This is a genomic window from Microbulbifer sp. TYP-18 (assembly GCF_040932045.1).
In the GTDB taxonomy this organism is placed as follows: Bacteria; Pseudomonadota; Gammaproteobacteria; order Pseudomonadales; family Cellvibrionaceae; genus Microbulbifer.
Window position 1 is genome coordinate 429672 of record NZ_JBFRBC010000001.1, and the last position, 21936, is coordinate 451607.

Below are 21936 nucleotides of genomic sequence, written 5' to 3' on the forward strand. Positions count from 1 at the left end.
GGGAAATTACCAATCCGGCAACTTATTGCGTTGCCGGGTTAATAAGCTGCTCGCAGGGCCAGCAGGCTGTCCTATTCTTGATTTTCCCGGCCTGAAAAAAGCTTGTTAAAGGCATCGTACACTGCCAGATGCAGTGTGTCCCCGTGGTTGAGCTGGTCGAAGTAGCCGAAGTGAACTGTTTCGGTGCTGTTTTCCGGGTCCAGTTTTTGATAGAGATTCCTGGCCAGTCGCTCCATCACCTGGCCCTCCTTGCCAACGCCGACGTAAATAGTACCGGCGCCACAGCAGTCCGCTGGTATTGACTGCAATAAGGACTCCCGGTCCCACCAGAGGCTGGGGCTGATAATAATATAGTTGTCGAACAAACTCGTATGTTTGATCAGGATCTCGGTCGCCAATAATCCGCCCAGGGATTGTCCAATCAAGGTGGACTCTCCATTCACCCTGTAATTCTGTTTTATCGCTGGGAGAATTTCTTTTTTGAGCGACGCTATAAATTTGCCTGAACCCCCGGACGTGGGGAACTCTTTCCTGTCTCTGGTATCCTGCGACGCATAGGTAAAATCCCGCTTTCGGTCGACGTTCTCCACACCGACAAGTATGCTTTCCGGGAGCATATTGATCCAGGAAAAAGCGCCAAATTGCATCAAACCGGCAATGTGCAAAAAGTCCTCCTCCACGGAACCATCCAGAAGATAGATAACCGGATAGGTTTTATCCTGGTTCTTGTGATAGCTGGCTGGAAGGTAAATGTTTAAACGGCGCTCCTCCTTCAAGATTTTGGATGGGAAACGAATGGTCTCCCCGATGGACAGCGGGGAGATCTCAAACTCTTCTGCCTGCGCCAAACCACAGAAAGTTATGAAAACGGCTAAAAGGGCTAATTTCTGCATCAAGATACCATTATTTTGTAATAAGCAATTGGCTGACAGTGCGCTTCTTGTCGCAACGTTGTACAGCGCGCGCGGATAATACCACTGCGGCGGGTGGCCGGCGAAGTCCCTCGAATAGCAAGCGATTCCGAGTAATTGTGCAGTTTTTCAACGATGCTAATCCAATGGATGGGGAATCATCTGCTGGATTGCCGGGTAAATAAGCGTGGGCTATAGGATTGTGCACCGACAATACCAGGGGAGGGGTTAGGGTGTCTCGCGGTGGGTATTTGCCAGAAGCTTCACAGCTTTGTGGTGGTGACAGGGGGATAAAACCGAACTCAGCCCACCATACTCGCCCGGATTACAACAACTCCTCGGCGGAGATGGAACCCAGACCTTCTTCGATATCCTGACGAATGGCGGTGCGCACCCGGCCGGCATCCCCTGCGCCGATGGCTTCGAGCAGGTCCTGGTGCCGGTCTGGCAGCTCCTGCATGCCAAAGCGCTGAAATACCAGGTGTTGCAGTGGGGCTGTCTGAAGCCACAGGCTCTCGATCAAAGACAGGATAATATGCGGCTGCCCCAGCCGGTAGAGGGTAAAGTGAAATTCCAGGTTGGCGGTGACATAGGCCTCGATATCCCCCTCCGCCAGTGCCGCGGTGACATCTTCGTCCAGCCGGCGCAGTTGCTGCAATTCCTCGTCCCCTACGAATGGCAGCGCCTGTTCCGCCGCCTGGCATTCGAGCGCCACCCGTGCGGCACAGATCTCGGAGAGTTTGTCCGGGGTCATGGTGGGCACTTTTACCCGGCGGGTATCGGAAACTTCCAGCGCGCGTTCCGAGGTGAGCCGGCGCAGCGCTTCGCGCACCGGCATGGGGCTGCAATTCAGTTCCGCCGCCAGACCCCGGATGGTGATGGCGCAGCCGGGCAGAAACTTACCCCGCAGTATGGCATCGCGCACCTGGAAATAGACCCGCTCCTGGGTGGTACGGTAGGACTCCTGGGGCAGTTTGAATTCCTGTGCAGCGGTCATGCCGCAGTCCTCCCGCCCAGCTTGTGCAGCAGGTCATCGGGTCCCACCTGTACCAGGCATTCGGCGATTCGGTCGCTCTGCCACAGATGATAGAAGTCATCGGCCACGCGCTTGCTGGCATCGACCACCTGACGCCAGTATTTCACCCTGTCTTCGTTGCTGAATTTATAAAAGTCGTTGCGATCCGGAATTTTGCCGAAAGGTAATCGAGCTACAAATTCCGGCGATGGTGCCACCAGCAGGGTATTGTTGAGTGCACCACCCCGTACCCAGCGCCAGGCGAGGCCCTTGTCGAACCAGCCGGGCACCATGGTGGGAAAGAAGTGGGGGTAGAGCACCAGCCCGTCAGGGTGCTGGAACTCCAGGTCGAAGTGGTAGTCGGTAATACCGCCATCGCGATAATTGCCCGGGGGCGCGCCTTCGGGATTGCGCACGCCGGCCATCACCAGTGGGATGGAACCACTGGCCAGCACCGAGGTTTGTACATTGCCGGTACTGAGCTGAATATTGACTGTGCGGAGGTTGCTAAAATGCACAGACGATTCCGCACCCGCGTGAAACACCGCCCGCTCCCAGAAGGCCGCCAGGGTGCGACGCGATACCGCATTTGCCAGTGCGGAAGTCAGCAATGCCGGTGCCAGTATGGCCCTGCGTTCACTGGCCAGGGGTCCGCGTCCGCGCACGGCCACAAAATGACTTTGCCAGACGGGATTTTCCACCACCTGTCGCGCCCCATGGATGCCCAGCACGCCCTGTATAATCTCCTGGCCTTTGGCAGTTATTTCATCTGGTGTGGGTTTGTCGGAAGCGTAGGTCTGATTGATATATTCGTGTTCGAGGGTTTCCAGCGCTGACAGCTGGTGGTCCATGGCATAGCAGAGGCCGCGAAAGCTGCCGATGGAGGATCCCAGGGTGGTGATGGGCTTTTGCCGCCCCATGAAGAACTCGCCCATCAGCACCCGGTCCAGCTGGCTGATAACCAGCCACTTGGCGCCGCCGGAGGCGCCCAGCAGCACCGAGACCTGATCCGGTTGCAGGCCCTCTGCGCGAATCCGCTTTGCCGCGCCGGCTCCCGCCAGCATTACACAGGAAGAATTTTTCACTGAATCACCTGGTGTTCAAATTCACTGAGTCGCCCCCTCTTTAGCCCACTGCCTACCACTCACCGGTATTCTGCATGGAAGCCCAGGGCTCCTGCGGTTCAAGCGGCTCGCCTCTCTGCAGCAGCTCGATAGAAATGCCGTCAGGGGAGCGCACAAAAGCCATATAGCCGTCCCGGGGTGGACGATTGATGGTGACGCCCTGGTCCATCAGCCGCTGGCAGACGGTGTAAATATTATCCACACGGTAGGCCAGATGGCCAAAGTTACGGCCGCCGTCATAGGTTTCGGGATCCCAGTTGTGGGTCAGTTCCAGGCACGGCGCCTTGTACTCGCGCGCGGCATCCGCGTCTCCCGGTGCGGCCAGAAATACCAGGGTAAAACGCCCCTGGTCGTGGTCCTGGCGGCTGATCTGCTGCAGACCCAGCTTTTCACAGTAAAACTTGAGCGACTCTTCCAGGTCTGCTACCCGGACCATGGTGTGTAAATATTCCACGCTGTTTACTCCTCTGCTTATCCGGTTACAGGTTATCAGCCCGACAGCTAATCTTCATCCGCACTGTACGGCGCCACCGGGCGCGACGGCCGGGTGTTGCCGGGAACACACTATCAACCCGCCAATCCAACACCCGGGTTCGCGGCGCATGTCCGCAAACCCTTCGGACAAATCATGCAGCCACAGGTTCGACTTGCGATCCGCTTATTCCTGTTGAGGACTGCGGCCTGCCAGATGAATGAAGTCCGGCCTATTTATTTTATAACCAGTTTACCTGCCTGTGCCCGCCGGCGATGTCTGCGTCGGGGCAAACCGGCTACAATCGGCCACAAACTACAAGGGAACCTCTGATTAAGGGGTGTCTGAATCCTATGTATCAGCAATATTTTCGCAGATTTTTGCAGGGTGCCGCCGAGGCGAGTACTGCCCATGCCTATCCGCCTCTGCATATGGCCTGCCACTCGCATCACTACTGGCCGGATGTCACCTTCGAGGCAGTACAGCAGTACTGGCGGGATTCCGCCAGCCTGGCCGACGCCAAGTGGGAACCTATCTTCGCCGACAAGATTCCCGCCTGGCAGACGGCTGTGGCCCACACTTTGGGCCTGCCCAGGCCGGATCACATCGCTTTGGCGCCCAATACCCACGAATTGGTGTTTCGTCTGATCAGCGCTTTTGATCTGACGCGGCCACTGCGGATTCTCACTACCGACGGTGAATTCTATAGTTTCGCCCGCCAGCTTCAGCGTCTGGAGGAGGAGTCGGGGGTAGAGGTAACCCGTATCGATAAGCTGCCCTACGACACTCTGGCGGAGCGCTTTGAAAGGGAGCTGCACCGGGGAGGGTATCACCTGGCGTACGCCAGCCAGGTGTTTTTTGAGTCGGGGGTGGTGTTTCCGCACCTGCTGGATATTGTGGCGCGCAAGCCGGAGGGAACCGAGTTTGTGGTTGACGGCTACCACGCTTATTTTGCGCTGCCGACGGATCTCAGCCGTGTGGCCGACAAGGTTTATTACACCGCCGGTTCCTACAAGTACCAGGGAGCCGGAGAGGGCCTGTGCTTTATGAGCCTGCCCGAGGGCTGCCGGCTGCGGCCCCTGTATACCGGCTGGTTCGCCGATATGGCGGAACTGGAGAACCGCGCAGACCGGGTGGGCTTTGCCGATAACTGGCTGCGCTTTGCCGGTTCCACCATGGATTACTCGACACTGTACAAGGCGCTGGCGGTTCTGCAGATGTATGAACGCGATGGTGTGACCGTGGCAAAGATTCACCAGTTTGTGCTGGCTGCCCAGCGGCGTTTCCTGCACTCCATGGATGCGGCCCGCCACCCACTGTTGAATCGCGACAATCTGGTTTACCACGATCTGGATAGCGGCCACGGCCATTTTTTTACCTTTGATTGCGCCACTCCGGAGCGATCACTGGAACTGCAGCGCGAGTTGCAGTCCCGCGGTGTTCAGTGTGATCGTCGCAAGCAGATGTTGCGGCTCGGATTCGCCATCTACCACGATGGGGAAGAGGACTTTCAGCAGGTGTTCAGGTAGCATGAGCGACAGTTTCCGCCCCAAAACAAACACTGTGGAAATTTCGAGGACAATGCCATGGAGAATGGAATGAAATTGGTGGCCGGCACCTTGTTGGCCGGCCTGGTGGTGCTCGCAACCGGTTGTGGCAGTCGCGGTGGCGAGGCGGAGGGAACATTGGTAAATATCTCTGCGCAGGGGGAAGTGAGCAAGGCGCCGGATGTTGCAGAGATCTCCGCCGGCGTGACTACGGAAGGTAAAGACAGCAAGGCGGTGATGCAGGCCAACGCGGAGCAGATGGACAAGCTTGTCAAGGCGGTGGAAAAAGCCGGTATCGAGCAGAAGGATGTACAGACCAGCGGTATCAGTCTGTCGCCCCGCTACGGGCCGGTCACCAGCTCCTCCGGTGTCAAACGGCCGCAGATCACGGGTTACATGGCGCGCAATACGGTGCAGATAAAGGTGCGCAAAATCGAAGACCTGGGTGGGATTCTCGACGTCCTGACCGAGGCCGGAGCCACCAATATCCACGGTCCCAGCTTTTCCATCGGTGAGCCGGAGCCACTGATGGCGGAAGCCCGCAAGCAGGCAGTGGAAAAGGCCCGCGCGCGGGCACAGTCTTTTGCCGAGGCTCTGGGTATGAAAGTCGGGCGTATCGTCAGCATATCCGAGGGCGCGGGCAGGGGGATTCCCCTCCCCATGATGCGTGCGGAAATGGCGTCGGCGGATGCCCGGGTACCGATTGCACTGGGCGAGACCAAAGTGACCGTGGATCTGGACCTGGTATTTGAGCTGCGGGATTGAGGGAAAGGCGAAGGTCCACCTTGCACCCCCGGGCCGGTAGACAACCCCTTATCGACTGGATTGTCTCCCTTGAAAACCAGTGCATTGACACTGGGTCACTTGCTTTTCAGGGGCCAGCGCCGGCCTCTGCCCGGTAGCGCACTTCCCTGTGGCGCACTGCTGACGCAGGCCCGGCAATTTACTGAGTTGCCGGGTTCACGGTGTCGGCGGGCTCCTTATAGATCTCGCCCCCTTTCATGACAAAGCGCACCTGTTGCAGCTGGTTGATATCCTCCAGCGGATTGCCGGCGACGGCCACAATATCGGCGTGCTTGCCCGCACTGATGCTGCCGAGTTCATCTTCCGCCTGGAGGAGTTGAGCGGCATTCCAGGTGGCGCTGCGAATCGCATCTGCCGGCGTCATTCCCGCGTCCACCATCAGTGCGAACTCGCGGCCGTTATCCCCATGGCGACTGACGCCACTGTCGGTACCAAATGCGATTTTAACGCCGCGCTTGTAGGCGTTGGCAAAGGTTTGCTTGATGCGCGGGCCTATGGTGGCGGCCTTGACCCGCACCATGTCCGGGAAGAAACCCTCCAGTTTCGATTTTTCCGTCACCCACTCGCCCGCCAGCAGGGTTGGCACATACCAGGTGTCGTAGCGTCGCATCAACTCCATGGTTTCGCCATCCATATAGGTGCCGTGCTCAATGGAGTCGACACCGGCGCGGATGGCGCGCTCCATACCTTCCTTGCCGTGGGCATGCACCGCCACGGTGAAACCGTAATCCTTGGCGGTGGAGACGATCGCCTCCAGTTCATCCTCCATGAACTGTGGGTTCTGGCCGCTCTTGGCCACGCTCAGCACCCCGCCGGTAGCGGTAATCTTGATCAGGTCTGCGCCGTCTTTGTAGCGCTGCCGCACGGCTTCACGCGCGCTGGCGACGCCATTGACAACCCCGTCGACTGGCCCCGGCTGGCCCATCAGGTCCCGGCGGCGACCGTTGGTGGGATCCGCATGGCCGCCGGTAGTGGCGATGGACTTGCCGGCGGTAAATACCCTGGGGCCATCGATAATCCCGCGTTCAATGGCGTTGCGCAGACTGATGGTGACATTGGCGGTGTCCCCCAGGTCCCGCACGGTGGTAAATCCGGCCTGCAGGGTGCGATGGGCGGTATCCACGCCGCGCAGGGCGAAATCTGCGGGGTTCCAAGTGAAGGCCTCCATATAGGTGCGTGGCCCGAATTCAGTGGACAGGTGGGTGTGCATATCCATCAGTCCCGGCAGTACCGTGTACTCCCGAAGGTCCACCAGCCTTTCGCTATCGCGCTTGGCGAAACCCTTTTGTACCGATTCGATACGGCCATCGACAATATGGATTGTGCGATTTTCAAGCAGGTTGCCCTTTTCGCTATCGAACAGGCTGCCGGCATAGATGGCGATCCCTTCCGCCACTGCCTGGTTGAAGGTAAAGGCCGCGCACAGTGCGAGTGCAGCGGCGGTCATTCGGCTGAGGAGGTTTCCCCGGTTGGCACTTGTTGTCATTGTGACCCCTTTTGCGTCTGACTTAGAGTCGCTGGTTGTAAATCCGTTGAGTTTCGCGTGCTGCACAATCTACCCCAATGACAGAGCGGAGAGGAAGTCCGAACATGAGAATCTACGAATATGCGAAGGCCCCCAATTGCCGGCGGGTGCGGGTGTTCCTGGCTGAGAAAGGCCTGGATATGGAGTTTGTGCAGGTGGATATCGCCAGCGGAGAGAACCTCACCCCGGAATACCGGGCGCGGGATGCCAATGCCAAGGTGCCGGTGCTGGAGCTGAGTGACGGTACCTGTATCGCCGAGTCAGTGGCGATACAGCGCTACCTGGAGGAGTTGCACCCGGAGCCGGCACTTTTTGGACGCGACCCCCGGGAGCGGGCACTGGTGGAAATGTGGAACCGGCGCGCCGACTTCAACCTGATGTTCAACATCGGTATGAACTTCCAGCACAGCAGCGGCTTTTTCGCCGATCGTATGGAGCTGTTTCCGGAATTCGGCCGCGAATGCGGCCGCAAGGCAATGCAGTTTCTTTCCACACTGGACCAGCATCTGGCCTCCAGCCCTTATCTGGTGGACGAATACTACTCAGTGGCCGATATCAGCATGTTGTGTGCCCTGGATTTTGGCAAAGTGGTCAAGATCCGCCCCGATGCCAGCGAGCATCCCAATCTGGTGCGCTGGCACACGGCGGTGAGCCAGCGCCCAAGTGCCCGCGCCTAGCAGGGATGTTCGGGCCGTAAATCAAGCGTGTAACTGCTTGATTTGTCGTGGAGGACTTGCGGACATGCGCCGCAAACCCGGGTTGAGGAAAGTCGGGGAGGACTTTTTCAACAGGCCCTAGCAGGTTGTTGAAAAAGGCATCCTGCCTTTTGCAACACACGAAAAGCGAAAAATGTGATTTTCACTTTTCTCCCAAAATCAACGACTTAGCCGTCGCCGATTTTGCCGGAACATCCATATTCCGGTACCGGGCGTCGAAATTCTTCGAATTTCAACAGCCTGCTAGGGCCAATTCAGTCGATGTGAACAGGCCCTAGCGGGCTATCCGAGCAATTGGTCATTCGGCGGCCGGCAGTACGGTAACCGGGCCCAGGTCCAGCGCCTCGATTTCCGGCTGGATGCGCGCGAGATCCCCTACGATCACCCAGGTGAACTGCTCCGGAGCCAGGAATTCCCTGGCCGCAGCCTCCACTTCCGGTTTGGTCAGCGCCGCCACGCGCTGGGGATAGTCGGCGATATACTCCGGCGGCAGTCCCTTCTCGTTCTGCCAGGTGATACTGGACAGCAGTTGCCCCTTGGTCTGGAAGGCCCCGCTCTGCTTGAGGATTTCGTCGTCGCGGAAGTCCGCCAGTTCCTGTTCGCTGATGGGTCGACTGGACAGGAATTCGCGATATTCCTTCAGCAGCTCCTGAATGGCCGGGCCCGTCTTGTCCGTCTGTACCGGTGCGAAGAGCAGGTAAGGCCTTTGGCCCTCCGTATCCAGAGACACGGCTCTGGCACCATAGGACCAGTGCTTGTCCTCGCGCAGGTTCATGTTGACCCGCGAGGTAAATTTGCCGGCGATCACCTTGGCCATGGCGTCAAACGCCTCGGCACCATCCGGTGTCCAGGGGGGCATCACCAGGCCTGCCATGATGTAGGTCTGCTGGGCTCCGGGGCGGTCCAGCAGAAAGACCCTGGTACCCGACGGGCGCTCTACTGCAGGTATGTCGGCGGAGGCCAGCGGGGTTTTGGGGGAGCGCCAGTTACGGAACACGTCGTTCAGCAGGGGTTCGATTTCGTCGCGGGTGACATCGCCGACGATGGTCAGCATGGCGTTGTCCGGTCTCAGCCAGGTATTGTGAAACTTCACCAGATCATCGCGGGTGATGGAGCGCACACCCTCGACGGTTCCGGATCCGGTCAGTGGGGTACCGTAGGGGTGATTCTCGCCGTACAGGAGTGGCGGCAGTTCGCGCAGGGCCAACCCCTGGGGCTGGGCCTTTTCCTGGGAGATGGCGTCGATGCGGTTGGAAACCACGCGGGTCAGGTCCTGCGCCGGAAACAGCGGTTGGGTGACCACATCGGCGAACAACTCCAGAGACGGTTTCAACTGGGTTTTCAGGGCGCTGAAAGTGATGCTGTTGTAATCGAGTCCGCTGCCGGCACCGATGGTCGCGCCCAGTTCCTCCTGGCGGGAGCTGAATTCGAGGCTGTCATATTTGCCGGCACCTTCGCTCAGCATCCGCGCCGCAATGGACGCCAGCCCCGGCTTGTCGCCGTCGGCGGCGGCGCCACTGCGGAATTGGAGGTTCATGAATACGGCCGGGGTGTCGTGCCGCTCCGCCAAAATGACTTTGAGTCCGTTGTCCAGGGTAAAGCTCTGCTGTTGCGGCAGCTCCAGCTCCACCGTTTTGTCTACCGGCGGCAGTTTGGAGCGGTCGGCGCCCTGCTCGCTGGCGGTATATTCTTCTTTGGGCTGGATGATCAAGGTGTAACTGTTTTCAGTCAACCATTGCTCCGCGGCTTGTTGTACCTGCGCCGCGTCGACTTTGGCATAGTCCTCCAGTCCCGCCACCAGCGCACCCGGGTCGCCGTAGTAAAACTCGGAGCGGGCGAGGATATCGGTCTTGCCGCCAAAACCGCCGATTTTCTCCAGTCCCTTCACCAGGCCGGCGAATTCACTTTGCTTGATACGGCGGATCTCTTCGGCGCTGACTCCGCCTTTGACAAATTTCCGCAGCTCCTCTTGCAGCAGAGTTTCGACTTTTTCCAGCGGCTGGCCCGGTTTGACATCCACGGTAATGATGAACTGACCCGCCAACTGCCGGCCATAGTAAAAGGCACTGACACTGGTGGCGACCTTTTCGTCGCGAACCAGGCGGCGGTAGAGCAGGGAATTCTTGCGGTTGGCCAGCAGCGAAGCCATCAGCTCCAGGGCGTTTTCCTCCTCGCCGGCGACCCCGGGTACATTCCACACCCGGTAAATACGTGTCTGGGGTACCTTGTCGTACAGCACTTCACGCTTGCTCACCTGTCCCGGCAGCTGCCAGTTGTTAATCCGCGGCGGGACCGAGGTGCTGGGTATATCGCCGAAATACTCGCGCGCCTTGGCCATCGCCTGGTCCACGGTGATGTCGCCCGCGATAACCAGTATGGCGTTGGCTGGCTGATAGTAATCCGCGAACCACTGTTTCACGTCCTCGAGGCTGGCCCGGTCCAGGTCTTCCATGGAACCTATGGGGGTCCAGGAATAGGGATGGTTTGGGGGGAAGGTACCGCTGGCAATGGTGTCGAATGCTTTGCCGTAGGGTGCGTTCTCACCCTGGCGTTTCTCGTTTTTGACCACTCCGCGCTGTTCATCCAATACCTCCTGGGTAATGGCGCCGGCGAAGTGGCCCATACGGTCCGATTCCATCCACAGGGCCATATCCACAGCGCCCTTGGGCACTGTTTCGAAGTAGTTGGTGCGGTCATTGTTGGTGGTGCCGTTCATATCGGTGGCACCGGAGCGTTGGAAGGGCTCAAAAAATTCCCCCGGATAGTTTTCAGAGCCGTTGAACATCAGGTGCTCAAACAGGTGGGCAAATCCGGTTTTGCCCGGCTTCTCGTCCTTGGAGCCCACCTTGTACCAGATATTGATGGCGACCACCGGCGCCTTGTGATCCTCGTGCACTATCACCGTAAGCCCGTTGTCCAGGCGTTCCCTGTGAAACGGGATCTCGATCTTGGGCGCTTCCACATAGGCCGCGTCGTTGGCGGCCGCCGCCTTGCTGCTTGCCGCAGCCTCGCGATCCACGGTGAGGGCCGGATGCGCATCTTTCTCGACACAGGCACTCAGGGCCAGTGACGACAATAGGAGAAAAAAGAGGGGAGTGCGTAAATCCATTGGTGTTTCCGCCTTTCGTTTGCTGGATCAACCCGGCGCCGGGGCCGTGTACACAACTGGCAGACCGCCGAAGAAGATATTGCCGGCAGCCTGCTGTCCCGGAGAGGAATGTCCGGGGTGCAAATCAAACCTGTAGCAGCTTGACTTGAAGTAAAGGGCTCGTGGAAATGACCGCAAGCCCGAATAGGGAAGAGCCCACAGAAGGTTTTCCCCATAGTCTGACTAGGGCCTGTTCACACTAACTGAGATAGCCCTGCTGCTTCAGGTTTTGTGGCCTGCAAGGCAGGAATTGCGGAGTGTGGTGGGTCCACATAAGCAATTTCTAACGCCGCAGGGCGCGAAACCAGGGGCAGCCCTTCGGGTTGTGCCGGAAAAGGCGCCACTCTTCGTTGCTCGTCGCTCATTTGGAACAACCAAACCGCGCTCCTCTTGCCTCGATTGGCACCTTTTCTGTCACAACAGGGCCAACTCCGTTAGTGTGAACAGGCCCTAGTATATCGCTTCTGGTCCGGCAACTGCCGCGTCAAAAGCCATATGGCGCGGTGGATGTATCACCGGGAGAGAGAGTCTTTAGCTGGTGCCTGAAGGGACAGGCTTTGCGGGCACCGGGAACGGCGCCCGCTCGGCGATCACGCCGCGGCTGAATCAGTTTTTTTTACAGTGTCCTCGTGGCCGAAGCGCTCTTCCGCCACCCGATCCGCCACATGTGCCGTGGTCTGTCCGGTTTCCTCGGCGCGCTGAAAGACCTCCTGCATGGTGACACCGATGGTCTCGATATGTTCCTGCACCCGCTGCGGGTCGTAGCCGGCCTGCTGCTGGTAGTAGACATCGATGATACCCCCAGCGTTAATCACATAGTCGGGGGAGTAGAGGATGCCTTTTTCGCGCAACACCTCGGCGTGGCGCTCCTCCGCCAGCTGGTTGTTGGCGGCGCCGGCAATGGCACCTGCCCGCAGGCGGGCAATGGTGTCGTCATTCAGAATGGCGCCCATGGCGCAGGGGGCGAAGAGATCAACGTCCAGATCGAAAATCTCCTCTGCATTCACCGCTTTGGCGTCCAATTCATTTACGGCGCGGTCGACATTGTCCTGAAAGATGTCCGTCACATAGAGTTCAGCGCCGGCCTCCCTCAACAGTTTGGCCAGGCGGAAACCCACATTGCCGACGCCCTGCACGGACACTTTGAGGCCGTTCAGGTCCGACTTGCCCCAGCGGTGCTCCACTGCGGCTTTCAGGCCCACAAATACACCGTAGGCGGTGGAGGGGGAGGGGTCGCCACCGTGTTCGGAACCCTCGATCAGGCCGGACACATATTCGGTGTGTTCGCCGATGATGTGCATATCCTCGACACTGGTTCCGGAGTCTTCCGCGGTGATATAGCGGCCGCTCAGGGTGTTGATGAAATCGCCCATGGCCCGCAGCAGCTCCGGTGTTTTCTGCTTGCGTGGATCGCCGATAATCACTGACTTGCCGCCGCCCAGCCTGAGGCCCGCCATGGCGGATTTGTAGGTCATGCCGCGGGACAGCCGCAACACGTCGTTCAGCGCTTCGCCGTCGTCGGCGTAGGGCCACATGCGGCAGCCCCCCAACGAGGGTCCCAAATTGGTATTGTGCACCGCAATAATCGCCTTCAGACCGCTGCTGGCGTCCTGGTAGAAGGCCACCTGTTCGTGTTTGTCGTAGGCGGGGTGGGAAAAAATACTCATTTTATGTTCCTCTCTGGAGGCCGATTTCACAGCTGGACGGCAACCACAGCCCTTTCCGTTTTTATCGCCCGGCAGATTATATCCTGCAAATGGATCATTGGTTTGCAAATTTTGCACAATGAGACGAAAACTCGGCCGATTTATCACGCATTTTGTCTCATTTTAGGATGGCTGATTGTCGAGGAACAACGGGTGTCAGCTAGTCATAAAAGTTTCGGGTTCCCTCTCAGGTGCGCTGATCCCGCCGCTTTGGTCTGGTAGAATCCGCGCCCAAACCGATTCTTTGGGACCCACGATGCTCAACGCCGATGCGCTAAAACAATTATCCAAACTGAAAACCGACATCCGCTCCAACAAGGACTTCGTTGACGGCCGCGTGCGCGGCAGCAATGGAAAATTTGGCTTTGTTACCCTCGACGACGGGCGCGAGGCCTTTTTGCCACCCGCGGAAATGGAGCGCGTTTTTCCGGGTGACCGCGTCAGGGCCAGCGTCACCGAAGACGATAAGGGCAGGCTGTCGGCGGAACTGGACCAGCTGCTGGAATCGGAGTTCAAGTTTCTGGTGGGGACCTATGTACAGCGAGGACAGGGTCATTTTATACAGCCCAGTCACAACAACTTGGACCGTTGGATCTTTCTGCCGCCACGAGCCAGGGGCAAGGCTCGGCCCGGCGAGTACATCGCCTGTGTAGTGAGCCGCCACCCGTTCAAGGACGGCAAGGCCCAGGCCAGGGTGGAGTCCGTGATCGGCCGGCCGGAGACCGCCGGTATCGAGCACGCCCTGGTGGTCGCCCAGCACCGCCTGCCGGAAAAGTTCAGCGACGCCGCCCTCAAACAGGTGGGGGAGATACAAGGCAAGCTGGACGCTTTGCTGGCGGAGCGCAAAGACCTGTCGCAGCTGGGCTTCGTCACTATCGATGCCGAAACCACCCGCGACATGGACGATGCCATCGCTGTGTCTGCACGCGACGGCGGAGGCTGGACCCTGCACATTGCCGTGGCCGATCCGTCCAGCCTGATAGAGTCCGGCAGCCCACTGGACAGGGAGGCTTTCGCCCGCGCACACAGCCAGTATCTGCCCGGCGAAACCCTGCCCATGCTGCCCGCGGATCTGTGTGAAAACACCTTTTCCCTGCTGGCGGGCCAACTGCGCCCGGTGTTGCTACTCCAGATTGAGGTCAATGAGGACGGCAGCCTGGGTGAGAGCAGTTTCGACTTCGCCGCCATCCGCGCACAGCACAAGCTGAGCTATGACCGCGTGAGCAGATTCATCGGGGGGGACCAGGAGGCGGTACCGGAGGAAGCGCGGGCCGGTCTGCGTGGCCTGGCCCTGCTGAGTGAGGCTCGCAGTGTATTTCGCGCCAGCCATTCGCTTGTCATGGAAGACCGCCCGGATTATGAAATCCACCTCGACGAGCAGCGCAAGATTGCCCGTATCGAGCGCCAGGAGCGCAACGTCGCCCAGCGTATGGTGGAGGAGGCCATGCTGGCGGGAAATATCGCTGTTGGCACCAAGCTGGCAGAAGTGCAACAGGGCTGTTTCTCGGTACATCTCGGCTTCCGTGAAGAGCGCATGGGGGAGGTGAAGAGTCTGTTGCGGGAATTGTTGCCGCAGTATGCGGAGCAGGACCTGCACCAGCTGCCCAACTACCTGGCGCTGGTGAAACAGCTGGAGGCCAGTGACGCAGCGGAAATGCGCAACCTGCTGGCGGTGCTCAAGCGCATGCTGCGCCCCGGTCAACTGGACAACCAGCCCGGTGTTCACCTGGGACTGGGACTGGCGGCTTACGCCACGGTTACCTCGCCGATCCGCAAGTACAACGACCTGCACAATCACCGGGTGTTGCGTGCTGCAGCTGAAGGGGCAGCCGCGAAGACGCTCACCGACGAGGAAATCGATACACTGCAGGAAAACCTCGTTCGCGGCCGCCAGGCCAACCGGGCCCTGGAACAGTGGCTCTACTGTCAGTTTCTCCAGGATAAGGTGGGTCGCGAGTTTGCGGGGGTCATCACGCTGGTGAACGGCGCCGGGCTTGGCGTGCGCCTGGATGAAAATGGCGTGGATGGTTTTGTGCGCCTGAACGGCAATAAAAAGAAGCAGCCGGAGTTCGACGGCAAACATCTGATCCTCACCCACCGCGGCCAGGAATACCAGCTGGATCAGCCGGTAAAAGTAAAAATCGCGTCGGTGGATGTGGACCGGCGCCGCATAGCGCTGAATCTGGTCAGCGAAGACAGCGCAGCGGCCCAGGCCGCGGGAGAGGAGCCCCTGGCCGAGACCGGCAAGGCTCAGTAACTGCGGGTTTGCGGCGTAGGGCCGCAAACCTTATACGACAAATCAACCGGCAATAAGAGGCTGTCGATGAGTGCCGTCGCGGAACTGAAACCCAACCCCCTGTGGAAGCACTTCGCCAAACTGTGCGAGATTCCCCGCCCCTCCAAACACGAACACAAGGTGGTGGAATACATTGTCGAATTCGCCAACAGCCGCAACCTGGATGTGCAGCTGGACCGGGTCGGCAATGTCATTCTGAAAAAGCCCGGGACTCCGGGTATGGAGGCGCGGAAGATCCTCGCCATGCAGAGCCATGTGGATATGGTGCCGCAGAAAAATGCCGATACCGACCACGACTTTCTCACCGATCCCATCAGGCCCTATATCGACGGCGATTGGGTTACGGCCGAAGGGACCACCCTCGGCGCCGACAACGGCATAGGCGTGGCTGCCATTCTGGCACTGTTTGAAAGTACCGATATTCCCCACCCACCGCTGGAAGCGCTCCTGACCATCGACGAGGAAGCGGGTATGACCGGCGCCAAGCAGCTGCAACCCGGTTACTTCGATGCGGATCTTCTGCTCAACCTGGATACCGAGGATGAAGGGGAACTCTATGTGGGTTGCGCTGGTGGTGTCGATGTCAACGCCATTCTGTCCTATCGGGCGGAAGCCTTGCCGGCTGGTCACAAGGCATTCAGGCTCAGCGTGCGCGGCTTGCGCGGCGGGCACTCTGGCCTGGACATCGACAAGGGCCGCGGTAATGCCAACAAAATTGCCAATCGGATCATAGACAGGGTCCGGCGCGCATCGGTGGATCTGCGTATCGCCAGCCTGGATGGCGGCAGTCTGCGCAATGCTATCCCGCGGGAATCCTTCACCGTCCTGACAGTGCCGGACAGTGACGAAGCGCGATTGAGAGAAGTATTGGCAGCGGAGACTCAAGTCATCGCCGCTGAGCTGGACAGCGAAACCGGTTTGGAAATCTCCCTCGAAGCAACCTCCGCGCCAGTTAGCGTTATGGACAAGGCCAGCCAGGGAAAACTGATAGAGGCGATCCGCTGCTGCCCCAATGGGGTAGAGCGCATGAGCGATTCCCTGGAAGGTGTCGCTGAAACATCCAACAACCTGGCGCGAGTAGTGATCGAGCAAGAGGCGGGCCGGAATCAGGTGCGTATTCAATGCCTGGTGCGCAGCTTGTCCGACACTGCCCGCGATGACCATGGGCTCAATGTAGCCGCCGCCTTCGAACTGGCCGGCGCACAGGTGGTGCTGGACAATGCCTATCCCGGCTGGACGCCAAATATTCAGTCCCCTCTGCTGGCACTGATGAAGAGGGTCTACAAGGATATGAGTGGCGAGGAACCCGAGGTCAAGGTGATTCACGCGGGGTTGGAGTGCGGTCTGCTGGCCAAACCCTACCCCAACTGGGATATGGTCTCTTTTGGCCCCACCATCCGTCGCGCTCATTCACCGGAAGAGCGGGTACATATCCGCAGTGTGGCCAATTTCTGGGATTATCTTGTGCGCGTGGTGCAGGCAGTCCCGTCCCGCGCCTGATCACGGTTTCCCGGCGCGGGGCCGGCGGCGGCAGTGTCTATACTCCCCAGTTGTAGACGGAGGCACCATTTGGCCGGGGCCAGCACCCGTAAAAGGAATTACCCCCATGACTGCGCGCAACGGTTGCACTAATTCACGTCAAGGGTTTGTCCCCCCCTGGGCGGCAGCACTTGTTTCCCTGTTGCTCACCCTGCTTGCGTGTCCGCCGCTGGTGGCGCAAAAGGTGGACCGGGATGAACTGGTCAACATAGCGGTGGAAGCCTACCTCTATGCTTACCCTGCGGTTCTTATGGAGATTACCCGGCAGCTGGGGACAAACTGCGAGTCGCCCGTTGTCGAAAACCTGTGCGCGCCGATGAACCAATTCGTTCACGCCGCCACATTTCCGGATGCGACTTTCACCGATGTGGTGCGTCCCAATGCCGATACCCTCTATTCCAGCCTTTGGTTCGACGTCGCCGAGGAGCCGCTGGTTATCCAGGTACCGGATTCCGGTGGCCGCTACTATTTGCTGCCCATGCTGGACCTGTGGACCGACGTGTTCGCTTCGCCGGGCAAGCGCACCACAGGTACCGCCGCGCAGACTTTTGCCATAGTCGGCCCCAACTGGGACGGGGAGCTTCCGCAGGACATGGGGATGATCCGGTCACCGACTGCGGTGGGCTGGATGATTGGCCGGACACAGACCAATGGCCCGGCGGATTTCGCCAGCGTCAACAGGTTTCAAGCCGGCCTGAAGGCCGTTCCTCTTTCTTCATGGGGCAGGGCCTACACTCCGCCCAAGGGTGAGGTGAATGCGGGGATATCGGCGACACCACCGGTCGATCAGGTGGCAGAGATGGATGCGGCTGCGTTTTTCACCCGGTTTGCGCAGCTGACCAAACACAATCCCCCCCACGCCAACGATTATCCGGTGCTGGCGAGGATGAAGCGGATAGGCCTGGAAGCCGGTGTGCCCTTTGACTTCGACAAGGCATCGCCGCAGCTGCAACAGGCGCTCCGAAAAGCGGTGCCATTGGCGCAAAAGTGGATCGCCGCCGGCATTACCACTGCGGCCAACCAGGTCAATAACTGGTCGATGGTGATGCCACCCATCGGCACCTACGGTACCGCCTATCTGCGGCGGGCGGAAATTGCCTACGCCGGGCTGGGGGCCAACGTGGTCCGGGATGCTATTTATCCCTTCGCGGCCATGGATGCCGATGGCCAGCCATTCGATTCCGGGAAAAAATATGTGCTGCACTTCCGTAAGGATCAGATCCCTCCGGTGCGGGCATTCTGGTCGCTGACCATGTATAACGACAAGCAGTTCTTTGCCGATAACCCCCTGAACCGCTATGCGCTCGGTGACAGAGACGAGCTGAAGTACGGTGCGGATGGTTCGCTCACACTGTACATACAGCGTGACTCCCCCGGTAAGGACAGGGAAAGTAATTGGCTCCCGGCGCCCGAGTCCGGCGACTTCAGTATGAACCTGCGCCTTTACTGGCCGGAAATCGACGCGCTTAGCGGTTCCTGGAAACCACCGAAAGTAAAGTCGGTGGAGTAACCATCTGCACTGGGCGCATAAGGCCCGCCAACCGCTTGAGCAGTCCGTTCACCGGTTCGGCTTGTTATTGCTAGTACCCTCTCCACCAGCAAGATACTGTGCGGTGCGGCTATCAGTGCCTCTTGTGATGGCGATTCGAACTTGCCACACCTGCTCCTGTAGGTCCTCTTCGTCGGGCAGTTTGCCGCCAACCAGAGCAATTGGCGGCTAGCCTGAACCTTCCGGGCAAAATAGTCACGGTATTTCCCCCAACGAGCGGCCAGTTTCCCCTTTTTGCGACTGACAGGTCCATGACTGCTTGGTCAAAATGACCGGGCCCGGGAATGGATGAGGCCTCCCGGTCGCCGGCGTGACGACTTTTATCCTGGTATCCGCTCGGCGGTGGCACATCCCTGTTCCGCATTGACCCGGCGACTTGTCCAGAATAGTGCCGGCTGTAGCGGCGATGCGGGGCTATGGGTGAGGGGGGGCGCCGACGTTAGAGTTGCAACAGGGCTAACTCAATTGTGTGAACAGGCCCTGGTAGTTTTTTAGATCTTGCGCTCCCGCCAAGGCTCGCTCTAAAATGTGATCACAAATTGGAGCGCAGATGCCGCGAGACACCATTGCGGCCGGATTCTGCCCCGCTAGAACAACTGACCGGAGTGAGCGCTATGAACAAGAGCCAGCTGCAACAGCGGGATCGGGAGCATTTCCTGCACCCTTTCACCGATTTCCATGACCTTGGCAAGCAAGGCACCCGGGTAATCACCCATGCGGAGGGCGCCTATATCATTGATATTGACGGCCACCGTATGCTCGACGGCATGTCCGGCCTCTGGTGTTGCAACCTGGGTTACAGCCGCAACGAGATTGCCGACGCCATTTATGAGCAGTTGAAAACCCTGCCGTTTTACAACAGCTTCTTCCAGTGCACTACAGTGCCTTCCATTGAACTGGCCAATGCGCTGGCGGAAGTCGCTCCCGGCGACATGAACAATGTGTTTTTTACCGGTTCAGGCTCCGAGGCCAATGACACCAACCTGCGCCTGATCCGTCGCTACTGGGATCTGCAACAGCAGCCCGACAAACGCATCATTATCTCGCGCAAGAACGCCTATCACGGATCCACTATTGGGGGTGCCAGCCTCGGTGGTATGAGCGGTATGCACAAGCAGTTCCAGGCCCTGGACTATATCGAGCATATCCAGCAACCCTACTGGTTCGGTGAAGGCGGCGAAATGTCTCCGGAGGAATTCGGTGTCTACGCGGCGCGTTGCCTCGATGAGAAAATCCAGCAACTTGGCCCGGACAAGGTGGCGGCGTTCATCGCCGAGCCGATTCAGGGTGCCGGTGGTGTGATTATTCCGCCGCAAACCTACTGGCCGGAAGTGAAGAAGGTGCTGGATCAGTACGACATACTGTTGGTGATGGATGAGGTGATCTTCGGCTTCGGCCGCACCGGCGAGTGGTTTGGTGCTGACTACTACGGCATGCAGCCGGACCTGATGACTTTCGCCAAGGCGGTGACCAACGGCTACTTCCCGCTGGGCGGTACCATGGTGAGCGACCGTGTGGCGGAAGTGATCAAAGGCAAAGGGGGTGAATTCACCCACGGATACACCTATTCGGCCCATCCGGCGGCCTGTATGGCGGGGCTGGCAACCATCAATATCCTGCGCAGCGAGAACATTATTGAAAATGTGCGGGACAATACCGGACCCTACCTGGCCAAGCGCTGGGCCGAACTGGCGGACCATCCCATAGTGGGCGAGGCGCGCTCCCTGGGTATGGTGGGAGCGCTGGAGCTGGTCAGGGACAAAGGCAGTCGCGCGCGGTTTGACGACGACTGTACAGCCGGCGGTGTCTGTCGCGATATGAGCATCAAAAATGGTCTGGTAATGCGCGCCACCGGCGATACGATGATTATTGCGCCACCGCTGATCATCACCAACCAACAGGTGGATGAGCTGGTGGAAAAGGCGCGCCGCGCACTGGATGATACCGCCGAAGCTCTGGCGTAAACTGTGGTTGAAACGGGCACCCGAGTGCCCGTTAACCATTTTCCGAACCTTGCTTTCCAGGCTTAATATGTCGTCAAAAGAAGAGTTTTCCCCTTCCCAAGAATTGCTTGGCACGTCGCAGAAATTTTTGCATGAACACCCTGACCTCAAGCGGATTGAGGGATTCATGTTCGATATCAACGGTATTCCCCGGGGTAAGTGGCTGCCGGCCGAGGCGGCCGGCAAACTGCTCAAAGGGGGCCTGCAGATGCCCCGCAGTGCTGCGAGCCTGGACGTCTGGGGGCGGGATGTGGAAAACAGTCCGCTGGTCTTTGCCAGTGGCGATAGCGATGGCATCTGTGTCCCCGTATCGCCCATCGCTGCGGCCCCCTGGCATCGGGAGCAGACCGCACAGTTGCATATGCAGTTGCACGAGGCGGATGGCTGCCCTCTCTATGCGGACCCACGCACCCAGCTGCAGCGGGTGGTTGCGCGCCTGGCGGAGCTGGGGCTGGTTGCCACCGTGGCCACCGAGCTGGAATTCTACCTGCTCAGAGAGGAGGTGGATGCGCTGGGGCGGCCGGAGCCGGTCAGCGACAACTGCGCTGAGCTGGTCCCCTCTACGGATGTCTACAGCCTGTCGGAACTGGAAGCCCGACAGAGTTTTTTCACCGATGTCCGCGCAGCCTGTGAACAGCAGGGTATTCCCGCCGACTCGGTGCTTTCCGAGTGTGCGCCGGGGCAGTTCGAAATAAACCTGCTGCACAGCGCCTACCCGGTACAGGTCGCCGATCAGACACTGCTGTTCAAGCGCTTGCTCAAGGGGGTCGCGCGCCGCCATGGCTTGCGGGTGACCACCATGGCCAAGCCCTTTGGCGACCGCGCCGGCAACGGCATGCATGTGCATATGAGTCTGGTGGACGCTTCCGGTCGCAATGTGTTCGATGACGGCAGCGAGCTTGGGTCCGACTACCTGCGCCATGCGGTGGCCGGTATGCTCGCCACCGCCAATGACGCTATGGCGATTTTTGCGCCACACGCCAATTCCTATCGACGTTTTCAGGAAAGCTCCCACGCGCCGCTGAATTTGTGTTGGGGCTATGACAACCGCACTACCACACTGCGGGTTCCCGCCAGCGAACCGGCGGCCCGCCGTATCGAGCACCGTATAGCCGGTGCGGACGCCAATCCCTACCTGGTGCTGGCGGCCATTCTGGCCGGCGTCTGCCAGGGTTTGGAAAACCGCCTGGAGGCGCCGGCGCCGGTGGAGGGGGATGCCTATCAGGTGGAGAGCGAACAGCTGATCAACAGCTGGAGTGCCGCCCTTCAGCGTTTCGAGCGCAGTGCCCTGTGGCAAAAAGCTCTGGATCCGCGTTTTGTCGAATTGTTTCTGTTGCTCAAGCGGCAGGAATTGGCGGAAATCGGTGCGCGGGTTACGGATATCGAATATCAGAGCTATCTGTACCGGGTATGAGCCTGGGGTGTAGCTGCCGGCACCGGCTTCCTTGTTTGGCAGGGTTGCAGACGGCCGCTGTCACGCAATAGACCCGCAATTTGAATTGATCAGGTCGGGGCCCTTTGGGGGTGGCGATAATTTGCTATACCTATAGGTGAGCGTTTAACGCTTAAACTCTCCTCCTG

15 protein-coding genes are annotated in these 21936 nt (G+C 59.1%); 8 read left to right on the top strand and 7 right to left on the bottom strand.

What is annotated here, in order from left to right:
• Positions 1–71: 71 nt before the first annotated feature.
• From ABVT36_RS01675 to ABVT36_RS01690, 4 genes are all read right to left on the bottom strand, one after another.
• On the bottom strand, positions 72–893 hold the full coding sequence (locus ABVT36_RS01675) for an alpha/beta hydrolase (RefSeq protein WP_368454957.1): 822 nt from the start codon (positions 891–893) through the stop codon (positions 72–74).
• A 343-nt stretch (positions 894–1236) separates the two neighbouring features.
• Positions 1237–1908, bottom strand: coding sequence for a GntR family transcriptional regulator (locus ABVT36_RS01680; RefSeq protein ID WP_368454958.1), 672 nt, complete (start codon positions 1906–1908; stop codon positions 1237–1239).
• Positions 1905–3011, bottom strand: coding sequence for a hypothetical protein (locus ABVT36_RS01685; protein WP_368454959.1), 1107 nt, complete (start codon positions 3009–3011; stop codon positions 1905–1907). Before ABVT36_RS01685 ends, ABVT36_RS01680 begins: the two co-directional genes overlap by 4 nt.
• Before the next feature lie 52 nt (positions 3012–3063).
• Positions 3064–3504 carry a VOC family protein gene (locus ABVT36_RS01690; protein WP_368454960.1) on the bottom strand — a complete coding sequence of 147 codons (441 nt, stop codon included), beginning with the start codon at positions 3502–3504 and terminating at the stop codon, positions 3064–3066.
• A gap of 371 nt (positions 3505–3875) precedes the next feature.
• On the opposite strand from ABVT36_RS01690, the gene ABVT36_RS01695 reads away from it, so the two are divergent.
• The gene (locus ABVT36_RS01695; RefSeq protein ID WP_368454961.1) at positions 3876–5051 is read left to right on the top strand and encodes a hypothetical protein; all 1176 of its coding nucleotides are present in this window, start codon (positions 3876–3878) and stop codon (positions 5049–5051) included.
• A 69-nt stretch (positions 5052–5120) separates the two neighbouring features.
• Positions 5121–5834 (top strand): SIMPL domain-containing protein, encoded by a 714-nt coding sequence (locus ABVT36_RS01700; protein ID WP_368454962.1) that lies wholly within the window; start codon positions 5121–5123, stop codon positions 5832–5834.
• A gap of 178 nt (positions 5835–6012) precedes the next feature.
• Here the strand turns inward: ABVT36_RS01700 and ABVT36_RS01705 are convergent, their stop codons facing one another.
• Positions 6013–7359, bottom strand: coding sequence for an amidohydrolase family protein (locus ABVT36_RS01705; RefSeq protein WP_368454963.1), 1347 nt, complete (start codon positions 7357–7359; stop codon positions 6013–6015).
• A gap of 104 nt (positions 7360–7463) precedes the next feature.
• On the opposite strand from ABVT36_RS01705, the gene ABVT36_RS01710 reads away from it, so the two are divergent.
• The gene (locus tag ABVT36_RS01710; RefSeq protein WP_368454964.1) at positions 7464–8075 is read left to right on the top strand and encodes a glutathione S-transferase family protein; all 612 of its coding nucleotides are present in this window, start codon (positions 7464–7466) and stop codon (positions 8073–8075) included.
• Between the two features lie 337 nt (positions 8076–8412).
• Here the strand turns inward: ABVT36_RS01710 and ABVT36_RS01715 are convergent, their stop codons facing one another.
• Together ABVT36_RS01715 and ABVT36_RS01720 are read right to left on the bottom strand one after the other, a co-directional pair.
• Positions 8413–11223, bottom strand: coding sequence for a M16 family metallopeptidase (locus tag ABVT36_RS01715; RefSeq protein ID WP_368454965.1), 2811 nt, complete (start codon positions 11221–11223; stop codon positions 8413–8415).
• A gap of 629 nt (positions 11224–11852) precedes the next feature.
• A complete protein-coding gene (locus ABVT36_RS01720) occupies positions 11853–12929 on the bottom strand; it encodes a Glu/Leu/Phe/Val dehydrogenase dimerization domain-containing protein (RefSeq protein WP_368454966.1) in 1077 nt (358 codons plus the stop codon).
• Positions 12930–13224: 295 nt separating this feature from the next.
• Between ABVT36_RS01720 and ABVT36_RS01725 the strand changes: the two genes are divergently transcribed.
• The 5 genes from ABVT36_RS01725 (at position 13225) to ABVT36_RS01745 (ending at position 21769) form a co-directional block, all read left to right on the top strand.
• Entirely contained in the window at positions 13225–15225 is a 2001-nt protein-coding gene (locus tag ABVT36_RS01725) for a VacB/RNase II family 3'-5' exoribonuclease (RefSeq protein WP_368454967.1), read from the top strand.
• A 66-nt stretch (positions 15226–15291) separates the two neighbouring features.
• The gene (locus ABVT36_RS01730) at positions 15292–16764 is read left to right on the top strand and encodes an aminoacyl-histidine dipeptidase (protein ID WP_368454968.1); all 1473 of its coding nucleotides are present in this window, start codon (positions 15292–15294) and stop codon (positions 16762–16764) included.
• 106 nt (positions 16765–16870) lie between these two features.
• Positions 16871–18313 carry a DUF1254 domain-containing protein gene (locus ABVT36_RS01735; RefSeq protein ID WP_368454969.1) on the top strand — a complete coding sequence of 481 codons (1443 nt, stop codon included), beginning with the start codon at positions 16871–16873 and terminating at the stop codon, positions 18311–18313.
• A gap of 653 nt (positions 18314–18966) precedes the next feature.
• The gene (locus tag ABVT36_RS01740) at positions 18967–20316 is read left to right on the top strand and encodes an aspartate aminotransferase family protein (RefSeq protein ID WP_368454970.1); all 1350 of its coding nucleotides are present in this window, start codon (positions 18967–18969) and stop codon (positions 20314–20316) included.
• A gap of 127 nt (positions 20317–20443) precedes the next feature.
• Positions 20444–21769 (top strand): glutamine synthetase family protein, encoded by a 1326-nt coding sequence (locus ABVT36_RS01745; protein WP_368454971.1) that lies wholly within the window; start codon positions 20444–20446, stop codon positions 21767–21769.
• Positions 21770–21936: the final 167 nt, after the last annotated feature.

What these genes read in the sequence shown, in the direction of transcription:
- ABVT36_RS01675 (WP_368454957.1), bottom strand. Translation starts at nt 893, where the DNA reads ATGCAGAAATTAGCCCTTTTAGCCGTTTTCATAACTTTCTGTGGTTTG.
- ABVT36_RS01680 (WP_368454958.1), bottom strand. Translation starts at nt 1,908, where the DNA reads ATGACCGCTGCACAGGAATTCAAACTGCCCCAGGAGTCCTACCGTACC.
- ABVT36_RS01695 (WP_368454961.1), top strand. Translation starts at nt 3,876, where the DNA reads ATGTATCAGCAATATTTTCGCAGATTTTTGCAGGGTGCCGCCGAGGCG.
- ABVT36_RS01700 (WP_368454962.1), top strand. Translation starts at nt 5,121, where the DNA reads ATGAAATTGGTGGCCGGCACCTTGTTGGCCGGCCTGGTGGTGCTCGCA.
- ABVT36_RS01705 (WP_368454963.1), bottom strand. Translation starts at nt 7,359, where the DNA reads ATGACAACAAGTGCCAACCGGGGAAACCTCCTCAGCCGAATGACCGCC.
- ABVT36_RS01710 (WP_368454964.1), top strand. Translation starts at nt 7,464, where the DNA reads ATGAGAATCTACGAATATGCGAAGGCCCCCAATTGCCGGCGGGTGCGG.
- ABVT36_RS01715 (WP_368454965.1), bottom strand. Translation starts at nt 11,223, where the DNA reads ATGGATTTACGCACTCCCCTCTTTTTTCTCCTATTGTCGTCACTGGCC.
- ABVT36_RS01720 (WP_368454966.1), bottom strand. Translation starts at nt 12,929, where the DNA reads ATGAGTATTTTTTCCCACCCCGCCTACGACAAACACGAACAGGTGGCC.
- ABVT36_RS01725 (WP_368454967.1), top strand. Translation starts at nt 13,225, where the DNA reads ATGCTCAACGCCGATGCGCTAAAACAATTATCCAAACTGAAAACCGAC.
- ABVT36_RS01730 (WP_368454968.1), top strand. Translation starts at nt 15,292, where the DNA reads ATGAGTGCCGTCGCGGAACTGAAACCCAACCCCCTGTGGAAGCACTTC.
- ABVT36_RS01735 (WP_368454969.1), top strand. Translation starts at nt 16,871, where the DNA reads ATGACTGCGCGCAACGGTTGCACTAATTCACGTCAAGGGTTTGTCCCC.
- ABVT36_RS01740 (WP_368454970.1), top strand. Translation starts at nt 18,967, where the DNA reads ATGAACAAGAGCCAGCTGCAACAGCGGGATCGGGAGCATTTCCTGCAC.